This window comes from Citrobacter sp. U14242 (assembly GCF_046555775.1).
GTDB lineage: Bacteria > Pseudomonadota > Gammaproteobacteria > Enterobacterales > Enterobacteriaceae > Citrobacter.
Map to the genome: position 1 here is coordinate 21194 of NZ_JBKGLW010000008.1, position 20128 is coordinate 41321.

Sequence of the window (20128 nt, forward strand, 5' to 3'; positions counted from 1 at the left end):
TGTCAGGACTCCTCATGGCCTGGTTCTGGTTCACGGTCCCACGACAGACGTGGATCAAACGTCATCGCAGAAAACATTGTCATAATGACGACTAAAGCAAACATCAAAGCACCCATTGCAGGATAAATGTTCATCAACCCTCCCATACGCACCAGCGCTGAGAGTACCGCAATAACAAAAACGTCGATCATTGACCAGCGACCAACAAATTCCACCACCTCATAAATCAGGTGCATACGTTCGCTGTCGCGTTTGCCATGTCCTTTGGCATCCCAACATAGCCAGGCGATAGCGATCATTTTCAACGTCGGCACCAGAATACTGGCGATAAAGATAACCGCAGCCACGGGATAAGAGCCTTCACTCCAGATTAAAACTACGCCCTCAAGAATGGTTGACGGCAGTTTTGACCCGAGCAAATCGGTGATCATAATCGGCAGAATATTGGCGGGAAGATAAAGCATGATCGACGTGAACAGTAATGCCAGTGTCCATTGCAAACTGTTTTTACGACGCACATAGCCTTTCGTTTGACAGCGCGGACACACCCGCTCATCAGCCGGAAGAATAGCCGTGCAGCAGGAGCAGGAACGCAATCCTTGCCGGATGCCAGGTACACCTGGCTTTAAGGCCTGCTTGATAGCCGGCATCGGCGCAATATCATCCCAAAGCCAGCGACGATCGACACACTGGAATGCGCGTAACTGGAGAAGGCAAAAGAAGCACCACGGGATGAAACTACTGCCCACACCGATATCGCCATAGGCCATTAGCTTAACAAAACTGACCAGCACGCCGGCGAGGAAGATTTCTGCCATTCCCCAGCTTTTTAACTGGAACAAGACGCGCGCTAACCGCGCTTTGAGACGCCCCGGCATCTCAACCCGATTCACCAGCAGCAAAATAGTCAGCAGGCAAAAAGCGGGAACCAGTTGCACGAAGAGCAAAAAGAAAGTGCCGAGACTGGCATAGTCTTCCGAAAAAAGAACGCTGGGGATTTCCAGCAACGTCACCTCGCTGCTCACCCCGGCGACATTCATATTCACAAAGGGAAACAGGTTGGACAAAAGCAGCATAAAAAGTGCCGCTAAAACATAGGCGGTGGGACGCTGTCTTGGTGCGTCCCATTCAACAGTTAACGTAGTGCCACATCGTGGGCATGCCGCTTTCTGACCATGCTCAAGGCGAGGAAGCGCCACCAGCATGTCACACTGCGAGCACAAAATATGCTTCGCGGCATGGTGATGTTCGCACATATGTGCTCCTTTAATTATGCGCCATTCTTTAAAGACTCAAGATACTCCCAGCGCTCAAAGGCTTGCTCAAGTTCTTGTTCAGCTTCGTTCAGATTAGCTAATACCTGCTGCGTTTGCTCATGCGGTTGACTGAAAAATGAGGCATCAGCCACCTGAGCTTGTAATGTTTCCAGCTTTGCTTCCAACGCTTCCAGCAACGCAGGAAGCTGCTCCAGTTCGCGCTGTAGTTTATAGCTTAGTTTGCTTGTGCCGCGTTTTACAATTTCTGCTTTAGGAGCAACAGTTTCCTCAGTTTTTTTCTCAACAGGTTGTTTAAACGCCACATACTGTGTTTGTTGGCCGCGCGCGTCATGATAACCGCCCACATAACGACCAATCTTACCGCCGCCTTCAAAAATCCAGCACTCAGTCACAGTATTGTCAACAAACTGACGGTCGTGGCTTACCAACAATACGGTCCCCTGATAACCGTCAATCAACTCTTCGAGCAGTTCCAGCGTTTCGACGTCGAGATCGTTGGTAGGTTCATCGAGAATCAAGAGGTTGCTGGGTTTCAGGAAAAGACGCGCCAGCAGCAGACGATTGCGTTCCCCGCCAGACAATGCACGTACCGGCGTCATCGCGCGTTTCGGATGGAACAGGAAGTCCTGAAGATAGCCCAGTACATGGCGCGGCTTACCGTTCACCATCACCTCTTGCTTACCTTCAGCAAGGTTATCCATCACGGTTTTATCCGGATCCAGTTCAGCACGGTGCTGGTCGAAATAGGCAACTTCCAGCTTTGTCCCGACGTGGATGCGGCCACTGTCAGCCTGCAATTGTCCCAGCATCAGCTTAAGCAACGTCGTTTTGCCGCAGCCGTTAGGTCCAATTAAGGCAATTTTGTCGCTGCGCTGCACCTGGGCAGAGAAATCTTTTACCAGTTGCTTCCCGTCAACCTGGTAATCAACATTCTCCATTTCGAAGACAATCTTGCCTGAGCGGCTTGCCTCTTCAACCTGCATCTTCGCGGTACCCATCACTTCACGACGCTCACCGCGCTCCCGACGCATGGCCTTCAGCGCACGCACACGACCTTCATTGCGGGTACGACGCGCCTTGATACCCTGACGGATCCAGACTTCTTCCTGCGCCAGTTTGCGGTCAAATTCCGCATTCTGTAACTCTTCAACCCGCAACGCTTCTTCTTTATCCAGTAAGTACTGATCGTAGTTCCCTGGATATGACACCAGCTTGCCGCGATCGAGGTCGACAATACGTGTCGACATATTGCGAATAAATGAACGGTCGTGCGAAATGAAAATGATCGTGCCGTTGAAAGATTTCAGGAACCCTTCCAGCCAGTCGATGGTTTCAATATCCAGGTGGTTTGTCGGTTCATCCAACAGCAGCACGCGTGGGTTGCTCACTAACGCCCGACCCAGCGCCGCTTTACGCAACCAACCACCAGACAACGAGGACAGCAAAGCATTCGGATCCAGCCCCAGTTGCGCCAGCACTTCATTAATACGACTTTCGAGCTGCCACAGATTGTGGTGATCGAGCATTTCCTGAACACGCGCCATCTCATTGAGGTTTCTGTCGCTGGGATCGGTCATCACCAGACGAGAAATATCGTGATAGCGCTTCAGGTACTCGGCTTGTTCTTCAATGCCTTCCGCAACAAAATCATATACGCTGCCTTCGACATTCCGCGGCGGATCCTGTTGTAGACGAGCAACAACCAGATCCTGCTCATAAATAATACGTCCGTCGTCAAGAGCCTGCTCACGGTTCAGGATCTTCATCAACGTCGATTTGCCCGCACCGTTACGGCCTACCAGACAGACGCGTTCGTTATCCTCGATATGCAATTCTGCATTATCAAGAAGTGGAGCATCGCTGAACGACAGCCATGCGCCATGCATACTGATCAATGACATCTATTTTTCCTTTCAGGCTGCGGTAATCAGCCAGCAGTTGTGGATCTGACGGTTACGGGCAAAGTCCTGGGAAAGCGTTTTTTGGGTAATTTCTTGTGCTTTCAATCCCAGTTCAGCCAGACCGTCGAGATCCATACGGAACCCACGTTTGTTGTTGGAGAACATAATCGTGCCGTCTTTGCGTAGCAGACGTTTCAGATCTTTCATCAGCGCCAGATGATCGCGCTGCACATCAAACGAGTCTTCCATACGCTTAGAGTTAGAGAAGGTCGGTGGATCAATGAAGATCAGATCAAACTGTTCATTGGCATCACGCAACCAGCCCAGGCAGTCGGCCTGAATCAAGCGGTGCGCACGTCCGCTTAGCCCGTTCAGTCGCAGGTTACGTTCCGCCCACTCAAGATAAGTGCGTGACATATCGACTGTTGTAGTGCTGCGGGCACCGCCGAGTCCGGCATGTACGCTCGCGCTACCGGTATAGGAGAACAGGTTAAGGAAGTCTTTCCCTTTGCTCATCTGCCCCAACATGCGGCGTGCAATACGGTGATCAAGGAACAGGCCGGTATCCAGATAATCGGTCAGGTTTACCCACAGGCGTGCGTTATACTCGCTCACCTCAATGAACTCTCCCTTCTCGTTCATCTTCTGGTATTGGTTCTTCCCTTTCTGACGCTCACGGGTTTTCAGCACCAGTTTGTTCGGCGCAATATCCAGTACCGACAGCGTTGCAGCAATAATATCGAACAGGCGCTGACGTGCTTTCTGCGCATCAACCGTCTTCGGCGGCGCATATTCCTGAACCACAATCCAGTCGCCATAGCGGTCAACCGCAACGTTATATTCCGGCAGGTCAGCATCGTACAGGCGATAGCATTCAATCCCTTCCTGGCGCGCCCATTTTTCCAGCTTCTTAATATTCTTACGCAGGCGGTTGGCATAATCTTCCGCCACCGTTGCAGGCTTACTGTCTGCGGTCGTTTCTGCAACGTGATAGTTTTTCTGTACGCAGTCCAGCGGGCCGTTTTTCGCTTTAAACTGCTTATCAGCACGTAATTGCAGGCTGCTGAGCAAATCAGGAGAGGCGCTGAACAGCGACAGATTCCAGCCGCCAAACTGGTTTTTCATCGTACGTCCCAGCAGACTGTGCAGGGCAATCAGCGCGGGTTCGCTATCCAGACGTTCACCGTACGGCGGGTTGCTGATAACCGTACCGTAAGGTCCTTTCGGCAACGGATTGCTCAGTTTGGCAACATCTTTGACTTCAAACGTCATCAGATCGGCAATACCGGCACGGCGGGCGTTACTGCGCGCTTTTTCAATCACGCGGGCATCGCTATCTGAGCCATAGAAGTGCGAGGAATAGTCCGCCAACCCTTTGCGCGCACGCACCTGTGCTTCAGCTTTCACTTCTTGCCAGACGGCTTCATCATGCTGCGCCCAGCCACTGAACCCCCAGTACCCACGGTGCAGACCAGGCGCGCGATCGGTTGCCCACATGGCGGCTTCAATCAGCAACGTACCGGAACCACACATCGGATCGAGCAGCGGCGTACCCGGCTGCCAGCCTGAACGCATCACAATGGCGGCCGCCAGCGTCTCTTTAATCGGTGCCTGACCCGCACGATCACGATAACCACGCTGATGCAGGCCGTCGCCGCTCAGATCGAGTGCGATGCTGGCTGTATCTTTGTTCAGCCAAACGTTAATGCGCAGATCGGGTGATTCACGATCTACGTTCGGACGCGGCAGGTTTTTACGGGTAAAGGCATCGACAATCGCATCCTTTACTTTCAGTGCACCGTACTGGCTATTACGAATCGTCTCGTTCAGCCCGCTAAAATGCACGGCAAAGGTGGCACCAGGATTAAATATCTCTGTCCAGTCGATTGCCTGAACACCGAGGTACAGATCAAGATCGCTATAGACCTTGCACTCTCCCATCGGCAGGATAATGCGCGAGGCCAGGCGGCTCCACATCAGGCTCTGGTAAACAAGCCGTGTGTCGCCCTTAAAATGGACCCCACCCTGAACGACCTGACACTCCAATGCGCCGAGGTTTTCCAGTTCAGTTTTTAACAGCTCTTCCAGCCCGCGGGCCGTACTGGCAAACAGAGAATTCATAATGTCACTTTTACTCCGAGAAAATTGCTGCGCATTATAGCTAATATGGGCTGTATGTCATAAAGTTGAAGGCTTATTTTCATGCGAGAGGCTGTACAGTGGTCACGTTAACCCGACTTTTTATCCATCCGGTTAAATCAATGCGCGGCATTGGGTTAACGCACGCCCTGGCAGATATCAGCGGCCTTGCCTTTGATCGCATATTTATGATCACTGAACCTGACGGAACGTTCATCACCGCCCGACAGTTCCCGCAAATGGTCCGTTTTACCCCATCGCCATTCCATGACGGCCTACATCTTACCGCACCAGATGGCAGCAGTGCGTTAGTGCGCTTTGCCGACTTCGCCACGCAGGATGCGCCAACAGAAGTGTGGGGAAACCATTTTACCGCGCGGGTAGCACCAGCGGATATCAATCGATGGCTCAGCGGTTTCTTTTCCCGTGATGTGCAGTTGCGTTGGGTTGGCCCGCAACTGACGCGCCGGGTAAAACGGCATGATGGCGTGCCGTTATCTTTTGCCGATGGATTTCCCTATCTCCTGACAAACGAGGCCTCTCTGCGCGATCTGCAGCAGCGCTGCCCGGCCAGCATCAAAATGGAACAGTTTCGCCCCAACCTGGTGGTTACAGGGGCTAGCGCCTGGGAAGAAGATACCTGGAAAGTGATACGCATCGGCGACGTTATCTTTGACGTGGCTAAACCCTGTAGTCGCTGTATTTTCACTACCGTTAGCCCGGAGAAAGGCCAGAAACATCCATCTGGCGAGCCACTGGCAACGCTGCAAACCTTCCGTACTGCGCCAGACAACGGTGATGTCGATTTCGGCCAAAATCTCATCGCCCGTAATAGCGGTGTAATTCGTGTGGGTGATGAAGTCGAAATACTGGCAACCGGACCCGCCCGGCTGTACGGCGCGGCGGAATCTGATGATACCGCTTTGCAACAACAACCCGATGCAGAAGTGATGATTGACTGGCAGGGTCAAACGTTTCGCGGAAATAATCAGCAGGTATTGTTGGAACAGCTGGAAAATCAGGGGATCCGTGTTCCCTACTCGTGTCGTGCGGGAATTTGTGGATGCTGCCGGATTCGGCTGGTAGAAGGCGAAGTCAGCCCACTGAAAAAATCAGCGATTGGCGATGACGGAACGATTCTTTGCTGCAGTTGTGTACCCAAAACGGCAATCAGGCTGGAAAGTTAGACCGCCTGCTCAAGGCTGAAACTGTCGACAATCGCCTGCGGTTTCAGTCTGTCATTCATGATTTTAATCGCATCACCAAGTTGCATGGTGCGACCGGCAATGACCACTCCCGGCTGTGCCAGCAGACACAAGGCAGCATTTTCACCCGGCTCAACCACTAACAGATTTACCTGTTCTTCAGTATCGCTCAAATAAACACAGGCGGCGTCACCTACCATTGGCGACCAGTTCACGCCGTGGGCAACAAAGTGCCAGCTTTTTGGCATTTGCGGTTTAAGATACCGAATAGCCACCAACGCATTTAGCACCAGTTCCGCTTTTTGTTCTTTAGCTAAATCCAGGTAACGGCATTTTTCTTCGAAGGAGAAATAAAGCGCAGCGTCATCGACACAAAAACCAGACGGAGAAAATGCATCAGGCGTGAGCATTTTACGCGCAAAACGCGAGCGGAATAACATGCCATTGGCTAAATCGAGCATCATGCGATCGTGCTCTTCATCATAATACCAGCGCCAGTTATCGTCGGGTTTAATTCGCATCAGTTTCTCTCCTTTCCTTAATCATCGCCATTGCGACACTATCCTTTTGCCGCTTCGTTTATTGCCCTAATAATAAAAGCTCAGAATGTTTAAATAAGCAACAGTAAAGGAATATAAAACAACCAGGGCTAGAAATAAAGCCCTGGTTGTCGGATTAAGGCATGGATCAGATATTGCTGACGATTTCTTTAATCAACGGCGGACCTTTAAAAATAAATCCCGAATAAATCTGAACCAGTGAAGCACCGGCAGCCATTTTTTCCCGCGCGGCAATCACCGAGTCGATCCCACCAACACCAATAATCGGCAACTGCCCTTTTAATTCCTGAGACAACTGACGAATAATTTCTGTACTTTTTAATTGCAATGGTCGGCCGCTCAAACCACCCATTTGGTCACAATTCTTCATTCCCTGAACAAGGGAACGATCAAGGGTGGTATTTGTGGCAATAACGCCATCAATATTATGACGAACCAAACTGTCGGCAACCTGGATCAGTTCCTCCACAGAAAGATCCGGCGCGATCTTTACCGCCACCGGCACATATTTATGGTGGATCGCCTGGAGATCGTTTTGCTTATTTTTAATAGCCGCCAGCAGATCATCCAGAGCCTCGCCATATTGTAGCGTACGCAACCCTGGAGTATTTGGTGAAGAGATATTAATCGCAATATAACCAGCATAAGCATAGACTTTTTCCATACAAATCAGATAGTCATCTTTGCCATTCTCTACCGGGGTGTCTTTATTCTTACCAATATTAATCCCCAGAATACCGTCAAAATGCGATTTTTTAACGTTCTCGACCAGGTTATCAACACCCAGGTTATTAAACCCCATGCGGTTGATCAAACCTTCTGCATCGACCAGACGGAACAGACGCGGCTTATCGTTACCCGGCTGCGGACGCGGCGTCACAGTACCGATTTCAATTGAACCGAATCCCATCGCCCCAAGTGCATCAATGCACTCCCCGTCTTTATCCAGTCCGGCAGCAAGACCGAGCGGATTTTTAAACGTCAGCCCCATACAGGTAACCGGTTTTGCGGGTACTTTCTGGCGGACAAGCGCTTCAAGCGGTGTACCCGTAATGCGACGTAATTGCTGGAATGTTAATTCATGAGCGCGCTCTGGATCGAGCTGAAAAAGGGCTTTACGAACGAAGGGGTAGTACATGAACTCTCCTGGATTCCCGGTGTGCAAACCGGGGGCGTATTATGTGCGATCGCGAACAAAAAGGGAATTGACCTGCGGCAATAAAAAGCAAACGTTTTCTTTCCGCTCCTCGTTTTATGCAATTTTCAGCTTTTCTATCCCGCATAAATCATTTCGATAAACAAAACCTCTCTGCCAGACTGCACAAATTGTTATCAATGTTAAATAAAAACGAACAATTGGTTATAAGGAGAGATTGTAAATATGCGCGTTATCACTCTGGCGGGCAGCCCACGCTTCCCCTCTCGCTCCGGCGCCTTACTGGAATATGCGCGAGAAAAACTGAACGGGCAGGAAATCGAGGTTTACCACTGGAATTTGCACAATTTTGCGCCCGATGATCTGATCTATGCGCGATTCGACAGCCCGGCGCTGAAGACGTTTATCGAACAACTGCAGGCCGCCGACGGACTGATTGTCGCCACGCCGGTCTACAAAGCGGCCTATTCCGGCGCATTGAAAACCTTGCTCGATCTGCTCCCTGAACGCGCGCTGGAGGGCAAAGTCGTGTTGCCGCTGGCGACCGGCGGCACCGTGGCGCATTTGCTGGCCGTCGATTACGCCCTGAAACCCGTCCTCAGCGCACTGAAAGCCCAGGAGATCCTGCACGGTGTTTTTGCCGATGATTCGCAGGTCATCGATTATCAGCATAAGCCGCAGTTTACGCCCAACCTGCAACTGCGCCTGGACAGTGCGCTTGATACCTTCTGGCAGGCTTTGCAACGCCGCGATGTCCAGCTTTTGTCCTTGAACGCTCTGCGAGGTGCCGCCCATGCTTAATTTACTTAAACGCCATACGCCATGGCTGGCGCTGACTGGGCTGCTGTCTTTATCGACGCTGGTTCACGCCGCAGATACCGCGCCAGATGCCCTGCGCATTGGTTATCAGAAAGGGAGCATCAGCATGGTGTTGGCAAAAAGCCATCAGTTGCTGGAAAAACGCTACCCACAGACAAAAATCTCATGGATTGAGTTTCCTGCCGGACCACAAATGCTGGAGGCGCTAAATATCGGCAGCATCGATCTGGGCAGCACCGGTGATATCCCGCCGATTTTTGCCCAGGCCGCCGGGGCCGATCTGGTCTACGTAGGCGTCGAGCCGCCCAAACCGAAAGCTGAAGTGGTTCTGGTGCCGAAAAATAGCCCAATCCAGAGCGTCGCAGAGCTTAAAGGACATAAAGTCGCCTTCCAGAAAGGTTCCAGCGCCCACAATTTACTGCTCCGCGCCCTGCAGCAGGCTGGGTTGAATTTTACCGATATCCAGGCCACGTATCTGACACCCGCCGATGCGCGTGCCGCTTTCCAACAAGGAAATGTGGATGCATGGGCAATTTGGGACCCGTACTACTCCGCCGCGTTACTGCAAGGTGACGTACGCGTTTTGAAAGATGGTACCGACCTCAAACAGACCGGTTCGTTTTACCTCGCCGCGCGCCCTTATGCCGAGAAAAACGGCGCTTTTATTCATGGCGTATTAGACACCTTTAGCCAGGCCGATGCCTTAACCCTCAGTCAACGTCAGCAAAGTATCACCCTGCTGGCTAAAACCATGGGGCTGCCTGAACCGGTCATAGCATCTTATCTGGACCATCGCCCGCCAACCACTATTACCCCTGTAAGCGCCTCTGTTGCCGCACTGCAGCAACAAACCGCCGATCTGTTTTATGACAACCGGTTGTTGCCGAAAAAAATCGATATTCGCCAGCGTATCTGGCAGCCCACTCAGCAGGCAGGAGCAAAATTATGAGTCTGAACATGTTCTGGTTTTTACCCACGCACGGTGACGGCCATTATCTGGGAACAGAAGAAGGTTCACGCCCGGTCGATCACAGTTATCTGCAACAAATCGCGCAAACAGCCGATCGTCTGGGGTTTACCGGGGTGCTGATCCCGACCGGTCGCTCCTGCGAAGATGCCTGGCTGGTCGCCGCCTCAATGATCCCGGTCACCCAGCGGTTAAAATTTTTGGTCGCGCTACGTCCCAGCGTAACCTCACCCACGGTTGCGGCACGCCAGGCGGCGACGCTCGACAGACTGTCCAACGGTCGCGCGCTGTTTAACCTGGTAACCGGCAGCGATCCGCAGGAGCTGGCGGGCGATGGCGTGTTCCTCGATCACACAGAACGTTATGAAGCCTCCGCTGAATTCACTCAGGTATGGCGGCGCTTGCTGCAAGGCGAAACCGTGGATTTCAACGGTAAACACGTCCACGTCCGTGGGGCAAAACTCTTTTTCCCGCCTGTGCAACGGCCCCACCCTCCGCTGTACTTCGGCGGTTCTTCCGACGTGGCGCAGGATCTTGCCGCCGAGCAGGTTGATCTCTATCTGACCTGGGGCGAGCCACCTGAACAGGTCAAAGAGAAGATTGAACAGGTGCGGGCTAAAGCGGCGGCGCTCGGGCGCAAGATCCGATTTGGTATTCGCCTGCACGTGATTGTACGCGAAACCACCGCAGAGGCGTGGCAGGCGGCGGATCGCCTGATTGCCCATCTGGATGACGACACCATTGCCAAAGCTCAGGCCGCCTTCGCAAGAACCGACTCTGTGGGTCAACAGCGAATGGCGGCGCTGCACAACGGCAGACGCGATCAACTGGAAATTAGCCCGAACCTGTGGGCTGGTGTAGGGCTGGTACGCGGCGGAGCCGGTACGGCGCTGGTAGGAGATGGTCCAACGGTAGCGGCGCGTATTAACGAGTATGCCACGCTGGGTATCGACAGCTTTGTGCTGTCCGGGTATCCGCACCTTGAAGAAGCGTACAAGGTCGGTGAACTGGTGTTTCCGCATCTGGATGTCGCTATACCAGAAATTCCGCAGCCGCAGCGCCTGCACCAACAAAGCGAAGCAGTGGCGAACGAATTTATCCCGCGCAAAGTAGCGCAAAGCTGAGGAGCCCGATGATGGCAACGCCGAAAAACAGGTGGTTACTGCGCCTTGCTCCGTGGTTTTTACCACTCGCTCTGGTGGCGATCTGGCAGCTCGCGTCATCAATGGGCTGGCTATCCACCCGCATTCTGCCCTCCCCGCAAGGTGTGGTGGAAGCCTTCTGGACACTTTCCGCCAGCGGCGAGCTTTGGCAGCATCTGGCGATCAGTTCCTGGCGGGCTGCGATCGGCTTTTCCATCGGCGGATCGATTGGCCTGACACTGGGATTGATAAGCGGCCTGTCACGCTGGGGCGAACGCTTGCTGGACACCTCAGTGCAAATGCTACGTAACATCCCACATCTGGCACTAATCCCGCTGGTAATTTTGTGGTTCGGTATTGATGAATCCGCCAAGATCTTTCTTGTTGCGCTGGGGACGTTGTTCCCGATTTACATCAACACATGGCATGGGATCCGCAATATCGATCGTGGGCTGGTGGAGATGGCACGCAGCTATGGGTTATCCGGTATTTCGCTGTTTATCCATGTGATCCTGCCCGGTGCCCTGCCCGCGATCATGGTTGGCGTGCGTTTTGCCCTCGGGCTGATGTGGTTGACACTTATCGTCGCGGAAACCATTTCTGCTAATGCTGGCATCGGCTATCTGGCAATGAATGCCCGCGAGTTTTTGCAAACGGATGTAGTGGTAGTGGCCATCATTCTCTACGCCCTGCTCGGTAAGCTTGCCGACGTCAGCGCGCAATTACTGGAACGTATCTGGCTACGCTGGAACCCGGCTTACCATGCGAAGGAGGCCACCGTATGAATACTGCACGTATCAATCAGGGAACACCGCTGCTGCTTAGCGGCGTGACAAAACGCTACGGCGCCAATACGGTGCTCAATCAGTTAGATTTGCACATTCCGGCAGGCCAATTTGTGGCCGTGGTCGGTCGCAGCGGCGGCGGAAAAAGCACATTGCTTCGTCTGCTGGCCGGTCTGGAATCGCCCAACGCAGGGGAATTACTCGCCGGAACCACACCGCTGGTGGATATTCAGGATGATACGCGGATGATGTTCCAGGATGCGCGCCTGCTGCCGTGGAAATCGGTTATCGATAACGTAGGTCTGGGTCTGAAAAGCAACTGGCAAGATGCTGCCCGTGATGCGCTAACTTCCGTTGGGCTGGAAAACCGGGCGCAGGAATGGCCTGCCGCCCTTTCCGGTGGTCAGAAACAACGCGTGGCGCTGGCACGCGCACTGATTCATCGTCCCGGACTGCTGTTGCTGGATGAACCACTCGGCGCGCTGGATGCACTCACCCGCCTGGAAATGCAGGATTTGATTGTCACTTTGTGGCAAGAGCACGGTTTTACCGTACTGCTGGTCACTCATGATGTCAGCGAAGCCGTGGCGATGGCCGATCGCGTGTTGTTGATTGAGGACGGGAAAATCGGTCTGGACTTGACGGTAGATATCCCGCGTCCACGACGGATGGGTTCAGTGCGCCTGGCGGAACTCGAAGCGGAAGTGTTGAATCGGGTGATGCAGAGAGGATATACCGAGCAGGCAGTACGTCGACACGGTTGATAATGCCGGATGGTGACGCAATTGCATCATCATCCGGCAACATTATCAGGCTAATGCTTTGGTTATCTTCTCGAACAGATCGCCGGAGAGATTCTCCAGACCTTTCAGTTGTTCCAATGCTGCCCGCATCTTCGCCTGACGTTTTGCATCATAGCGTTTTAGGCGGATCAGCGGCTCAATCAAACGAGATGCCACCTGAGGATTTCGGCTGTTCAGTTCGGTCAACATGTCGACCAGGAACTGATAGCCGCTACCATCTTCCGCATGGAATGCTGCCGGGTTACTACCCGCAAAGGCACCAATCAGAGAACGAATGCGGTTCGGGTTGCTCATACTGAAGGAGCGATGCTTCAACAGGCCACGTACCGTCTCCAGCACGTTATCTGCCGGGCTGGTAGATTGCAGGATAAACCATTTATCCATCACCAGACCGTCATGGTGCCACTTATCGTCATACTCCTGCATCAGCGCATCACGACATGGCAGTTGCGCCGCAACAGCGGCAGACAGCGCCGCCAGCGCATCGGTCATGTTATTCGCTTCACGGTACTGCTTGCTCACCAGTGTGTCCGCCAGATGCGTTTCGCCAAAGGCGAGGAAGCGCAGGCAGGCATTGCGCAGCGTACGTTTGCCGATATCAGCGTGTTCGACACGGTACTCATCAAGATGATTAGCGTTATAAATAGCCAGGAATTCATCTGCCAGTTCAGCAGCCAGCGTGCGGGTTAAAGCTTCACGTACCTCAGCGATCGCCACCGGATCGATAATCTCAAACAGCTCAGCAATTTCGTTGACGGAAGGCAGCGTCAGGATCTCTGCCGCCAGTGCCGGATCGATTTTCTCATCGAGCAGAATCGCCCGGAATGCGTCAGCAACGTGTACCGGTAGTGACAGCGGCTGTCCCTGCTGATGTCGGGCAACATTCAGCTTAATATAGGTCGCCAACAGGCTCTGAGCTGCATCCCAACGAGAGAAATCGTTACGCGCGTGACGCATCAGGAAGGTCAGTTGCTGATCGCTCCATTTATATTCCAGTTTCACCGGCGCAGAGAACTCACACAGCAGTGCCGGAACCGGCTGGAAGTAGACGTTATCGAAAACAAACGTCTGCTCGGCCTGGGTAACATTGAGGATGGCGTTCACCGGATGCCCGCCTTTTTGCAACGGGATCACTTTGCCTTCGTTGTCATACAACTCAAGGGCAAAAGGAATATGCAAGGGCTGCTTTTCAGCCTGATCCGGCGTGGCTGGCGTACGCTGGCTGATAGTCAGCGTATATTGTTCCGTTGTCGGATTATAGTCATCACGCACAGTCAGTATCGGCGTACCGGACTGGCTGTACCAGCGGCGGAAATGAGACAGATCGACGTTGGAAGCGTCTTCCATCGCCTGTACGAAATCGTCACAGGTCGCGGCGCTACCGTCATGACGTTCGAAATAGAGCTGCATCCCTTTCTGGAAGTTAGCCTCACCCAGCAGGGTGTGGATCATACGAATCACTTCTGCACCCTTTTCGTACACGGTCAGGGTGTAGAAGTTGTTCATTTCAATGACCATATCCGGGCGAATTGGATGCGCCATCGGGCTGGCGTCTTCAGCAAACTGCAAGCCACGCATGGTACGCACGTTGCTAATACGGTTTACCGCGCGAGAGCCAAGATCGGAGCTGAACTCCTGATCGCGGAACACGGTTAAGCCTTCTTTCAGGCTCAACTGGAACCAGTCGCGACAGGTAACACGGTTGCCGGTCCAGTTATGGAAATATTCATGGCCAATGACCCGCTCAATATCGAGATAGTCTTTGTCGGTCGCCGTATCGGTACGCGCCAGCACATACTTGGAGTTAAAGATATTCAGACCTTTATTCTCCATCGCGCCCATATTAAAGAAATCCACCGCGACAATCATATAGATGTCGAGGTCATACTCCAGGCCAAAACGCTCTTCATCCCATTTCATGGAATTTTTCAGCGATGTCATTGCCCACGGAGCACGGTCCAGGTTGCCGCGGTCAACGTACAATTCCAGCGCGACTTCACGCCCGGAGCGGGTGGTAAAGGTGTCGCTCAGGACATCGAAATCACCGGCTACCAGCGCGAACAGATAACACGGTTTCGGGAATGGATCCTGCCACTGCACCCAGTGACGACCGTTATCCAGTTCGCCCTGCGCCACGCGGTTACCATTGGAAAGCAGGAACGGGTATTTGGTTTTATCGGCGATAATTTTGGTGGTAAAGCGCGCCAGCACGTCCGGGCGGTCAAGATACCAGGTAATATGGCGAAACCCTTCCGCTTCGCACTGCGTACAGAGCGCATCGCCGGACTGATACAGCCCTTCCAGTGCGGTGTTAGCCGCTGGGCTGATTTCATTAACGATACGCAGCGTAAAACGTTCCGGCAGGTGGCTGATGACCAGAGCACCCTCTTCTTCTTTATACTCTGTCCACGGTTCGTCGTTCACGTGGATTGACACCAGGGCCAGATCCTCGCCATTCAGGCGTAGGGGAGCATCAGACGCACCTTGACGGACAGCCTGGCTCACGGCAGTGACCACGGTTTTTTCAGCATCCAGGTCAAAGGTCAAGTCAATATCAGTAATCTGGTAATCCGGCGCACGGTAGTCGTGGCGGTATTTGGCTTGTGGCTGTTGTGTCATAAAAAACCTTTAGCATCTTGGGTAGAGTCTCGGGTTCAGTCTATTCCTGTTGCGTAAATCGCGCTACGCAGAATGTTCATCTTTTCAGGTACAAACACCCTTTTTGCTACATTTGTATAACACGAGGCACGAATTGCCCTCGACCAGAAAGACAGCTTATGGTGTGATCGGGGTTCAATAAATCGCTAAACAGGGTATACTCCAGCGGTTTTCTTAGTTGTTTATTGTACTAAACGCTCCCGTGAGAGGATGCTACTGCGCACCTATGACACAATTCGCTTCTCCTGTTCTGCACTCGCTGCTGGATACAGACGCTTATAAGTTGCATATGCAGCAAGCCGTTTTTCACCACTACTATGATGTACAAGTAGCGGCTGAATTTCGTTGCCGTGGCGATGACCTGCTCGGTATTTATGCCGATTCTATTCGCGAGCAGGTGAATGCTATGCAGCACCTGCAACTGCAGGAGGACGAGTACCAGTGGCTCTCCGGCCTGCCTTTCTTTAAAGCTGATTACCTCACCTGGTTACGTGATTTCCGCTACAACCCGCAACAGGTGTGCGTCACCAATGATAACGGTAAGCTGAGCATCCGCTTAACCGGCCCGTGGCGTGAAGTCATCATGTGGGAAGTCCCGCTGCTGGCGGTAATAAGCGAACTGGTACACCGTTACCGTTCACCAGAATCTGGCGTGCCGCAGGCACTGACTGAGCTGGAAAACAAGTTAGCAGAATTCACTACATTAACGAAAGATGTCGATATGTCCCGCTTCCATCTGATGGATTTCGGCACGCGTCGTCGTTTTTCACGCGAAGTGCAGCAAGCTATTGTTAATCGTCTGAAGCAGGAACCGTGGTTTGTTGGCACCAGCAACTACGATCTCGCCCGCCGCCTGTCATTAACCCCAATGGGGACGCAGGCGCATGAATGGTTCCAGGCACACCAGCAAATCAGCCCTGAGCTTGCGACCAGTCAGCGCGTTGCCCTGGCCGCCTGGCTGAACGAATATCCCGACCAACTCGGCATCGCCCTGACCGATTGCATCACTATGGACGCGTTTTTGCGTGACTTTGGCGCTGAGTTTGCAACCCGCTATCAGGGTTTGCGCCACGACTCTGGCGATCCGGTGGAATGGGGTGAGAAAGCCATCGCTCATTATGAAAAACTGGGTATTGACCCGCAAAGCAAAACGCTGGTGTTCTCAGATAACCTCGATCTGAATAAAGCGATTGAGCTCTATCGCCACTTCTCTTCTCGCGTGCAGCTGAGCTTTGGTATCGGGACACGCCTGACGTGTAATATCCCCCAGGTGAAGCCGCTAAATATCGTTATCAAACTGGTCGAATGTAACGGTAAGCCGGTAGCCAAGTTGTCAGATAGTCCAGGCAAAACCATTTGCCACGATAAAGCATTTGTTCGTGCGCTGCGTAAAGCCTTCGATCTTCCGCATATTAAAAAAGCCAGCTAGTCTTCCCAGGGAGCCACTTTGGCTCCCTTTTCACGTTTATTTCCGAAATCTTTCACTCCAGCTACGAATTCTGCTTGTCTGATTGCAGATGCCAGGTAACATAGGTATCCCCCCATTACGGGTGGACATGTGTTTATATATCCGACTATTAACAGAGAGAATATTATGAGCGTTGTGCCTGTAGCCGACGTACTCCAGGGCCGCGTAGCCGTTGACAGCGAAGTCACCGTGCGCGGATGGGTGCGTACCCGCCGAGATTCAAAAGCTGGCATCTCCTTCCTCGCCGTTTATGACGGTTCCTGCTTTGATCCTGTACAGGCCGTCATCAATAATTCTCTGCCCAATTACAATCAGGACGTATTACGCCTGACGACGGGTTGTTCGGTTATCGTAACGGGTAAAGTCGTTGCGTCACCAGGACAAGGACAGAGCTTTGAGATTCAGGCCACCGAGGTTGAAGTGACCGGCTGGGTTGAAGATCCTGATACCTATCCCATGGCTGCGAAGCGTCACAGTATTGAGTACCTGCGTGAAGTCGCACACATGCGTCCGCGTACCAATATGATTGGTGCGGTTGCGCGAGTACGCCATACGTTGGCGCAAGCGCTGCATCGCTTCTTCCATGAGCAGGGTTTCTTTTGGGTTTCCACCCCACTGATCACTGCTTCCGATACCGAAGGTGCCGGTGAAATGTTCCGCGTTTCGACGCTGGATCTGGAAAACCTGCCGCGCAACGATCAGGGTAAAGTCGATTTCGATAAAGACTTCTTTGGTAAAGAAGCCTTCCTGACGGTTTCCGGTCAGTTGAACGGTGAAACCTACGCTTGTGCCCTGTCCAAAATCTACACCTTTGGACCGACTTTCCGTGCGGAAAACTCCAACACCAGTCGTCACCTGGCAGAGTTCTGGATGCTTGAGCCGGAAGTCGCTTTTGCCGATCTGAACGATGTTGCAGGTCTGGCTGAAGCGATGCTGAAATACGCGTTCAAAGCCGTACTGGAAGAACGTGCAGATGATATGAAGTTCTTCGCCGAACGTGTCGACAAAGACGCGGTTTCACGCCTGGAACGTTTCATTGATGCCGACTTCGCGCAGGTGGATTACACCGATGCCGTCAGCATTCTTGAAAAATGCGGCAAACAGTTCGAAAACCCGGTTTACTGGGGTGTCGATCTGTCTTCTGAGCATGAACGCTATCTTGCCGAAGAACACTTTAAAGCGCCGGTGGTTGTTAAAAACTATCCGAAAGATATTAAGGCGTTTTATATGCGCCTTAACGACGACGGTAAAACCGTTGCGGCAATGGACGTACTGGCACCGGGAATCGGTGAAATCATCGGTGGTTCTCAGCGTGAAGAACGTCTGGACGTGCTGGATGCCCGTATGCTGGAGATGGGTCTGAACAAAGAAGATTACTGGTGGTATCGCGATCTGCGTCGCTACGGTACCGTTCCGCATTCCGGTTTTGGTTTGGGCTTTGAGCGTCTGATTGCTTATGTCACCGGCGTACAGAACGTCCGCGATGTGATTCCGTTCCCGCGTACACCGCGTAACGCCAGCTTCTGACGTTATCGTTTTAATCTTAAAGGCCAGCACTGCTGGCCTTTTTACGTTTAGTACATGCTGCATTTGTCGCCTTAGATGGACTCTCATCCGGCCCTAAACTCAACGCTTAAATTCCCCCTTCCTGTTACGCAATGTTTCACTGCAACATTTAAGAACAAAAAATAATCACTATTTTTATTGTGGATTAGCACTTCATGATCAAATAGAACATTTATTACCCATTCGTGCGGCATTCTGGACGTCCAAAATACGCATTTGTAAAAATGGTTCTTTTTTGCGGGGTGAGATAAAAATGTCGTTAGAAAAATTAAGCATAAGAAAATCATATAAATAGATAAAACTGAGCAAAATTCAATCGCAGGGACAGCTGAAATTTGAAGTCGTTCACAAAGTTGCATAAAAATAACATCTTGTTACACATTTTTTCTTTTTGAAACCAAATCTTTATATTTGTAGCACTTTGAGGGTAGCGAAACGGTAGTTTGAATGGAAAGATGCCTGCAGACACATAAAGACACCAAACTCTCATCAATAGTTCCGTAAATTTTTATTGACGGAATTTATTGGCGGCAGTGGCAGGTGTCATATAAAAACCGATGAGGGTAATAAATAATGATGAAGCGCAATATTCTTGCAGTGGTTATCCCTGCTCTGCTGGTAGCCGGGGCAGCTAACGCTGCAGAAGTTTATAACAAAGATGGCAATAAAGTAGATATCTACGGTAAAGCTGTAGGTCTGCACTATTTTTCCAAGCACAACGGTGACAACGCCTACGCCGCTAATGGCGATCAGACTTACGCCCGTCTTGGTTTCAAAGGGGAAACTCAGATTAACGACCAACTGACCGGTTACGGCCAGTGGGAATACCAGTTCAGCGGCAATAACTCTGAAGGCGGTGACGACTCTCAGAAAGGTAACAAAACCCGTCTGGCGTTTGCTGGTCTGAAATTCGGTGACGCAGGCTCCTTCGATTACGGTCGTAACTACGGCGTCGTATACGATGCACTGGGTTATACCGATATGCTGCCAGAATTCGGTGGCGATACTGCAGCTTCCGACCAGTTCTTCTCTCAGCGTAACGGTGGCCTCGCGACTTACCGTAACTCCAACTTCTTCGGTCTGGTTGAAGGCCTGAACTTCGCTGTTCAGTACCTGGGTAAAAACGAGCGTGATGACGTTCGTCGCTCTAATGGTGACGGCGTTGGCGGTTCTGTAAGCTACGAATTCGAAGGCTTCGGTATCGTCGGTGCATACGGCGCGGCTGACCGTACCGATGCCCAGCAAAACCCGCTTCTGCGCGGCCATGGCGACAAAGCTGAGCAGTGGGCTACCGGTGTGAAATACGATGCTAACAACATCTACCTGGCAGCGAACTACAGCGAAACCCGCAACGCAACCCGTATCTCTAACGGTTATGCGAACAAAACTGAAGACGTACTGTTAGTTGCTCAGTATCAGTTCGACTTCGGTCTGCGTCCGTCCATCGCCTATACCAAATCTAAAGGTAAGGATATCGAAGGTATCGGTGACGTAGATCTGGTGAACTACTTCGAAGTGGGTGCGACTTACTACTTCAACAAAAACATGTCCACCTATGTTGATTACATCATCAACCAGATCGATTCTGACAACAAACTGGGCGTAGGCTCTGACGACACCGTTGCAGTGGGTATCGTTTACCAGTTCTAATAGCAGACCTCTTTGCTAAATGCCTAAAAAAC

The 20128-nt window shown here is 52.0% G+C and carries 15 protein-coding genes; 9 read left to right on the forward strand and 6 right to left on the reverse strand.

All coding sequences use genetic code 11. The features are described from left to right. Positions 1-2: 2 nt before the first annotated feature. From pqiA to rlmKL, 3 genes are read right to left on the reverse strand one after another with little or no spacing between them, the layout of a single operon-like run. Positions 3-1256, reverse strand: coding sequence for a membrane integrity-associated transporter subunit PqiA (pqiA, locus tag ACLJXE_RS14290; protein ID WP_286628190.1), 1254 nt, complete (start codon positions 1254-1256; stop codon positions 3-5). Between the two features lie 14 nt (positions 1257-1270). Next, a complete protein-coding gene (locus ACLJXE_RS14295) occupies positions 1271-3178 on the reverse strand; it encodes an ABC transporter ATP-binding protein (RefSeq protein ID WP_410751225.1) in 1908 nt (635 codons plus the stop codon). Positions 3179-3190: 12 nt separating this feature from the next. Continuing rightward, positions 3191-5299: a bifunctional 23S rRNA (guanine(2069)-N(7))-methyltransferase RlmK/23S rRNA (guanine(2445)-N(2))-methyltransferase RlmL gene (rlmKL, locus tag ACLJXE_RS14300; RefSeq protein WP_410751226.1), complete on the reverse strand. Its 2109-nt coding sequence runs from the start codon at positions 5297-5299 to the stop codon at positions 3191-3193. Between the two features lie 98 nt (positions 5300-5397). Here rlmKL and ACLJXE_RS14305 point away from each other — a divergent pair, with 98 nt between their 5' ends. Beyond that, the gene (locus ACLJXE_RS14305) at positions 5398-6504 is read left to right on the forward strand and encodes a YcbX family protein (protein ID WP_286628193.1); all 1107 of its coding nucleotides are present in this window, start codon (positions 5398-5400) and stop codon (positions 6502-6504) included. Here ACLJXE_RS14305 and zapC read toward each other — a convergent pair. Then, the gene (zapC, locus tag ACLJXE_RS14310; RefSeq protein WP_286628194.1) at positions 6501-7043 is read right to left on the reverse strand and encodes a cell division protein ZapC; all 543 of its coding nucleotides are present in this window, start codon (positions 7041-7043) and stop codon (positions 6501-6503) included. The genes ACLJXE_RS14305 and zapC overlap by 4 nt on opposite strands. Before the next feature lie 166 nt (positions 7044-7209). Beyond that, a complete protein-coding gene (gene pyrD / locus ACLJXE_RS14315) occupies positions 7210-8220 on the reverse strand; it encodes a quinone-dependent dihydroorotate dehydrogenase (RefSeq protein WP_410751227.1) in 1011 nt (336 codons plus the stop codon). A 243-nt stretch (positions 8221-8463) separates the two neighbouring features. On the opposite strand from pyrD, the gene ssuE reads away from it, so the two are divergent. From ssuE to ssuB, 5 genes are read left to right on the forward strand one after another with little or no spacing between them, the layout of a single operon-like run. Continuing rightward, a complete protein-coding gene (ssuE, locus tag ACLJXE_RS14320) occupies positions 8464-9039 on the forward strand; it encodes an NADPH-dependent FMN reductase (protein ID WP_410751228.1) in 576 nt (191 codons plus the stop codon). After that, positions 9032-10006: a sulfonate ABC transporter substrate-binding protein gene (locus ACLJXE_RS14325; RefSeq protein ID WP_410751229.1), complete on the forward strand. Its 975-nt coding sequence runs from the start codon at positions 9032-9034 to the stop codon at positions 10004-10006. Before ssuE ends, ACLJXE_RS14325 begins: the two co-directional genes overlap by 8 nt. After that, positions 10003-11148, forward strand: coding sequence for an FMNH2-dependent alkanesulfonate monooxygenase (ssuD, locus tag ACLJXE_RS14330; protein WP_410751230.1), 1146 nt, complete (start codon positions 10003-10005; stop codon positions 11146-11148). Before ACLJXE_RS14325 ends, ssuD begins: the two co-directional genes overlap by 4 nt. Before the next feature lie 11 nt (positions 11149-11159). Further along, positions 11160-11951 (forward strand): aliphatic sulfonate ABC transporter permease SsuC, encoded by a 792-nt coding sequence (gene ssuC, locus ACLJXE_RS14335; protein ID WP_410751343.1) that lies wholly within the window; start codon positions 11160-11162, stop codon positions 11949-11951. Beyond that, positions 11948-12715, forward strand: coding sequence for an aliphatic sulfonates ABC transporter ATP-binding protein (gene ssuB / locus ACLJXE_RS14340; RefSeq protein WP_410751231.1), 768 nt, complete (start codon positions 11948-11950; stop codon positions 12713-12715). The genes ssuC and ssuB overlap by 4 nt, the downstream gene beginning before the upstream one ends. A 45-nt stretch (positions 12716-12760) precedes the next feature. Here the strand turns inward: ssuB and pepN are convergent, their stop codons facing one another. Beyond that, complete coding sequence (gene pepN, locus ACLJXE_RS14345; protein WP_410751232.1) at positions 12761-15373, reverse strand: aminopeptidase N; 2613 nt, start codon at positions 15371-15373, stop codon at positions 12761-12763. Positions 15374-15638: 265 nt separating this feature from the next. On the opposite strand from pepN, the gene pncB reads away from it, so the two are divergent. The 3 genes from pncB (at position 15639) to ompF (ending at position 20096) form a co-directional block, all read left to right on the forward strand. Continuing rightward, positions 15639-16841, forward strand: a complete 1203-nt coding sequence (gene pncB / locus ACLJXE_RS14350; protein ID WP_286628201.1) for a nicotinate phosphoribosyltransferase — start codon at positions 15639-15641, stop codon at positions 16839-16841. Positions 16842-17006: 165 nt separating this feature from the next. Next, the gene (gene asnS / locus ACLJXE_RS14355) at positions 17007-18407 is read left to right on the forward strand and encodes an asparagine--tRNA ligase (protein ID WP_202039013.1); all 1401 of its coding nucleotides are present in this window, start codon (positions 17007-17009) and stop codon (positions 18405-18407) included. Between the two features lie 612 nt (positions 18408-19019). Then, positions 19020-20096, forward strand: coding sequence for a porin OmpF (gene ompF, locus ACLJXE_RS14360; protein ID WP_286628202.1), 1077 nt, complete (start codon positions 19020-19022; stop codon positions 20094-20096). The last annotated feature ends 32 nt before the right edge of the window (positions 20097-20128 follow it).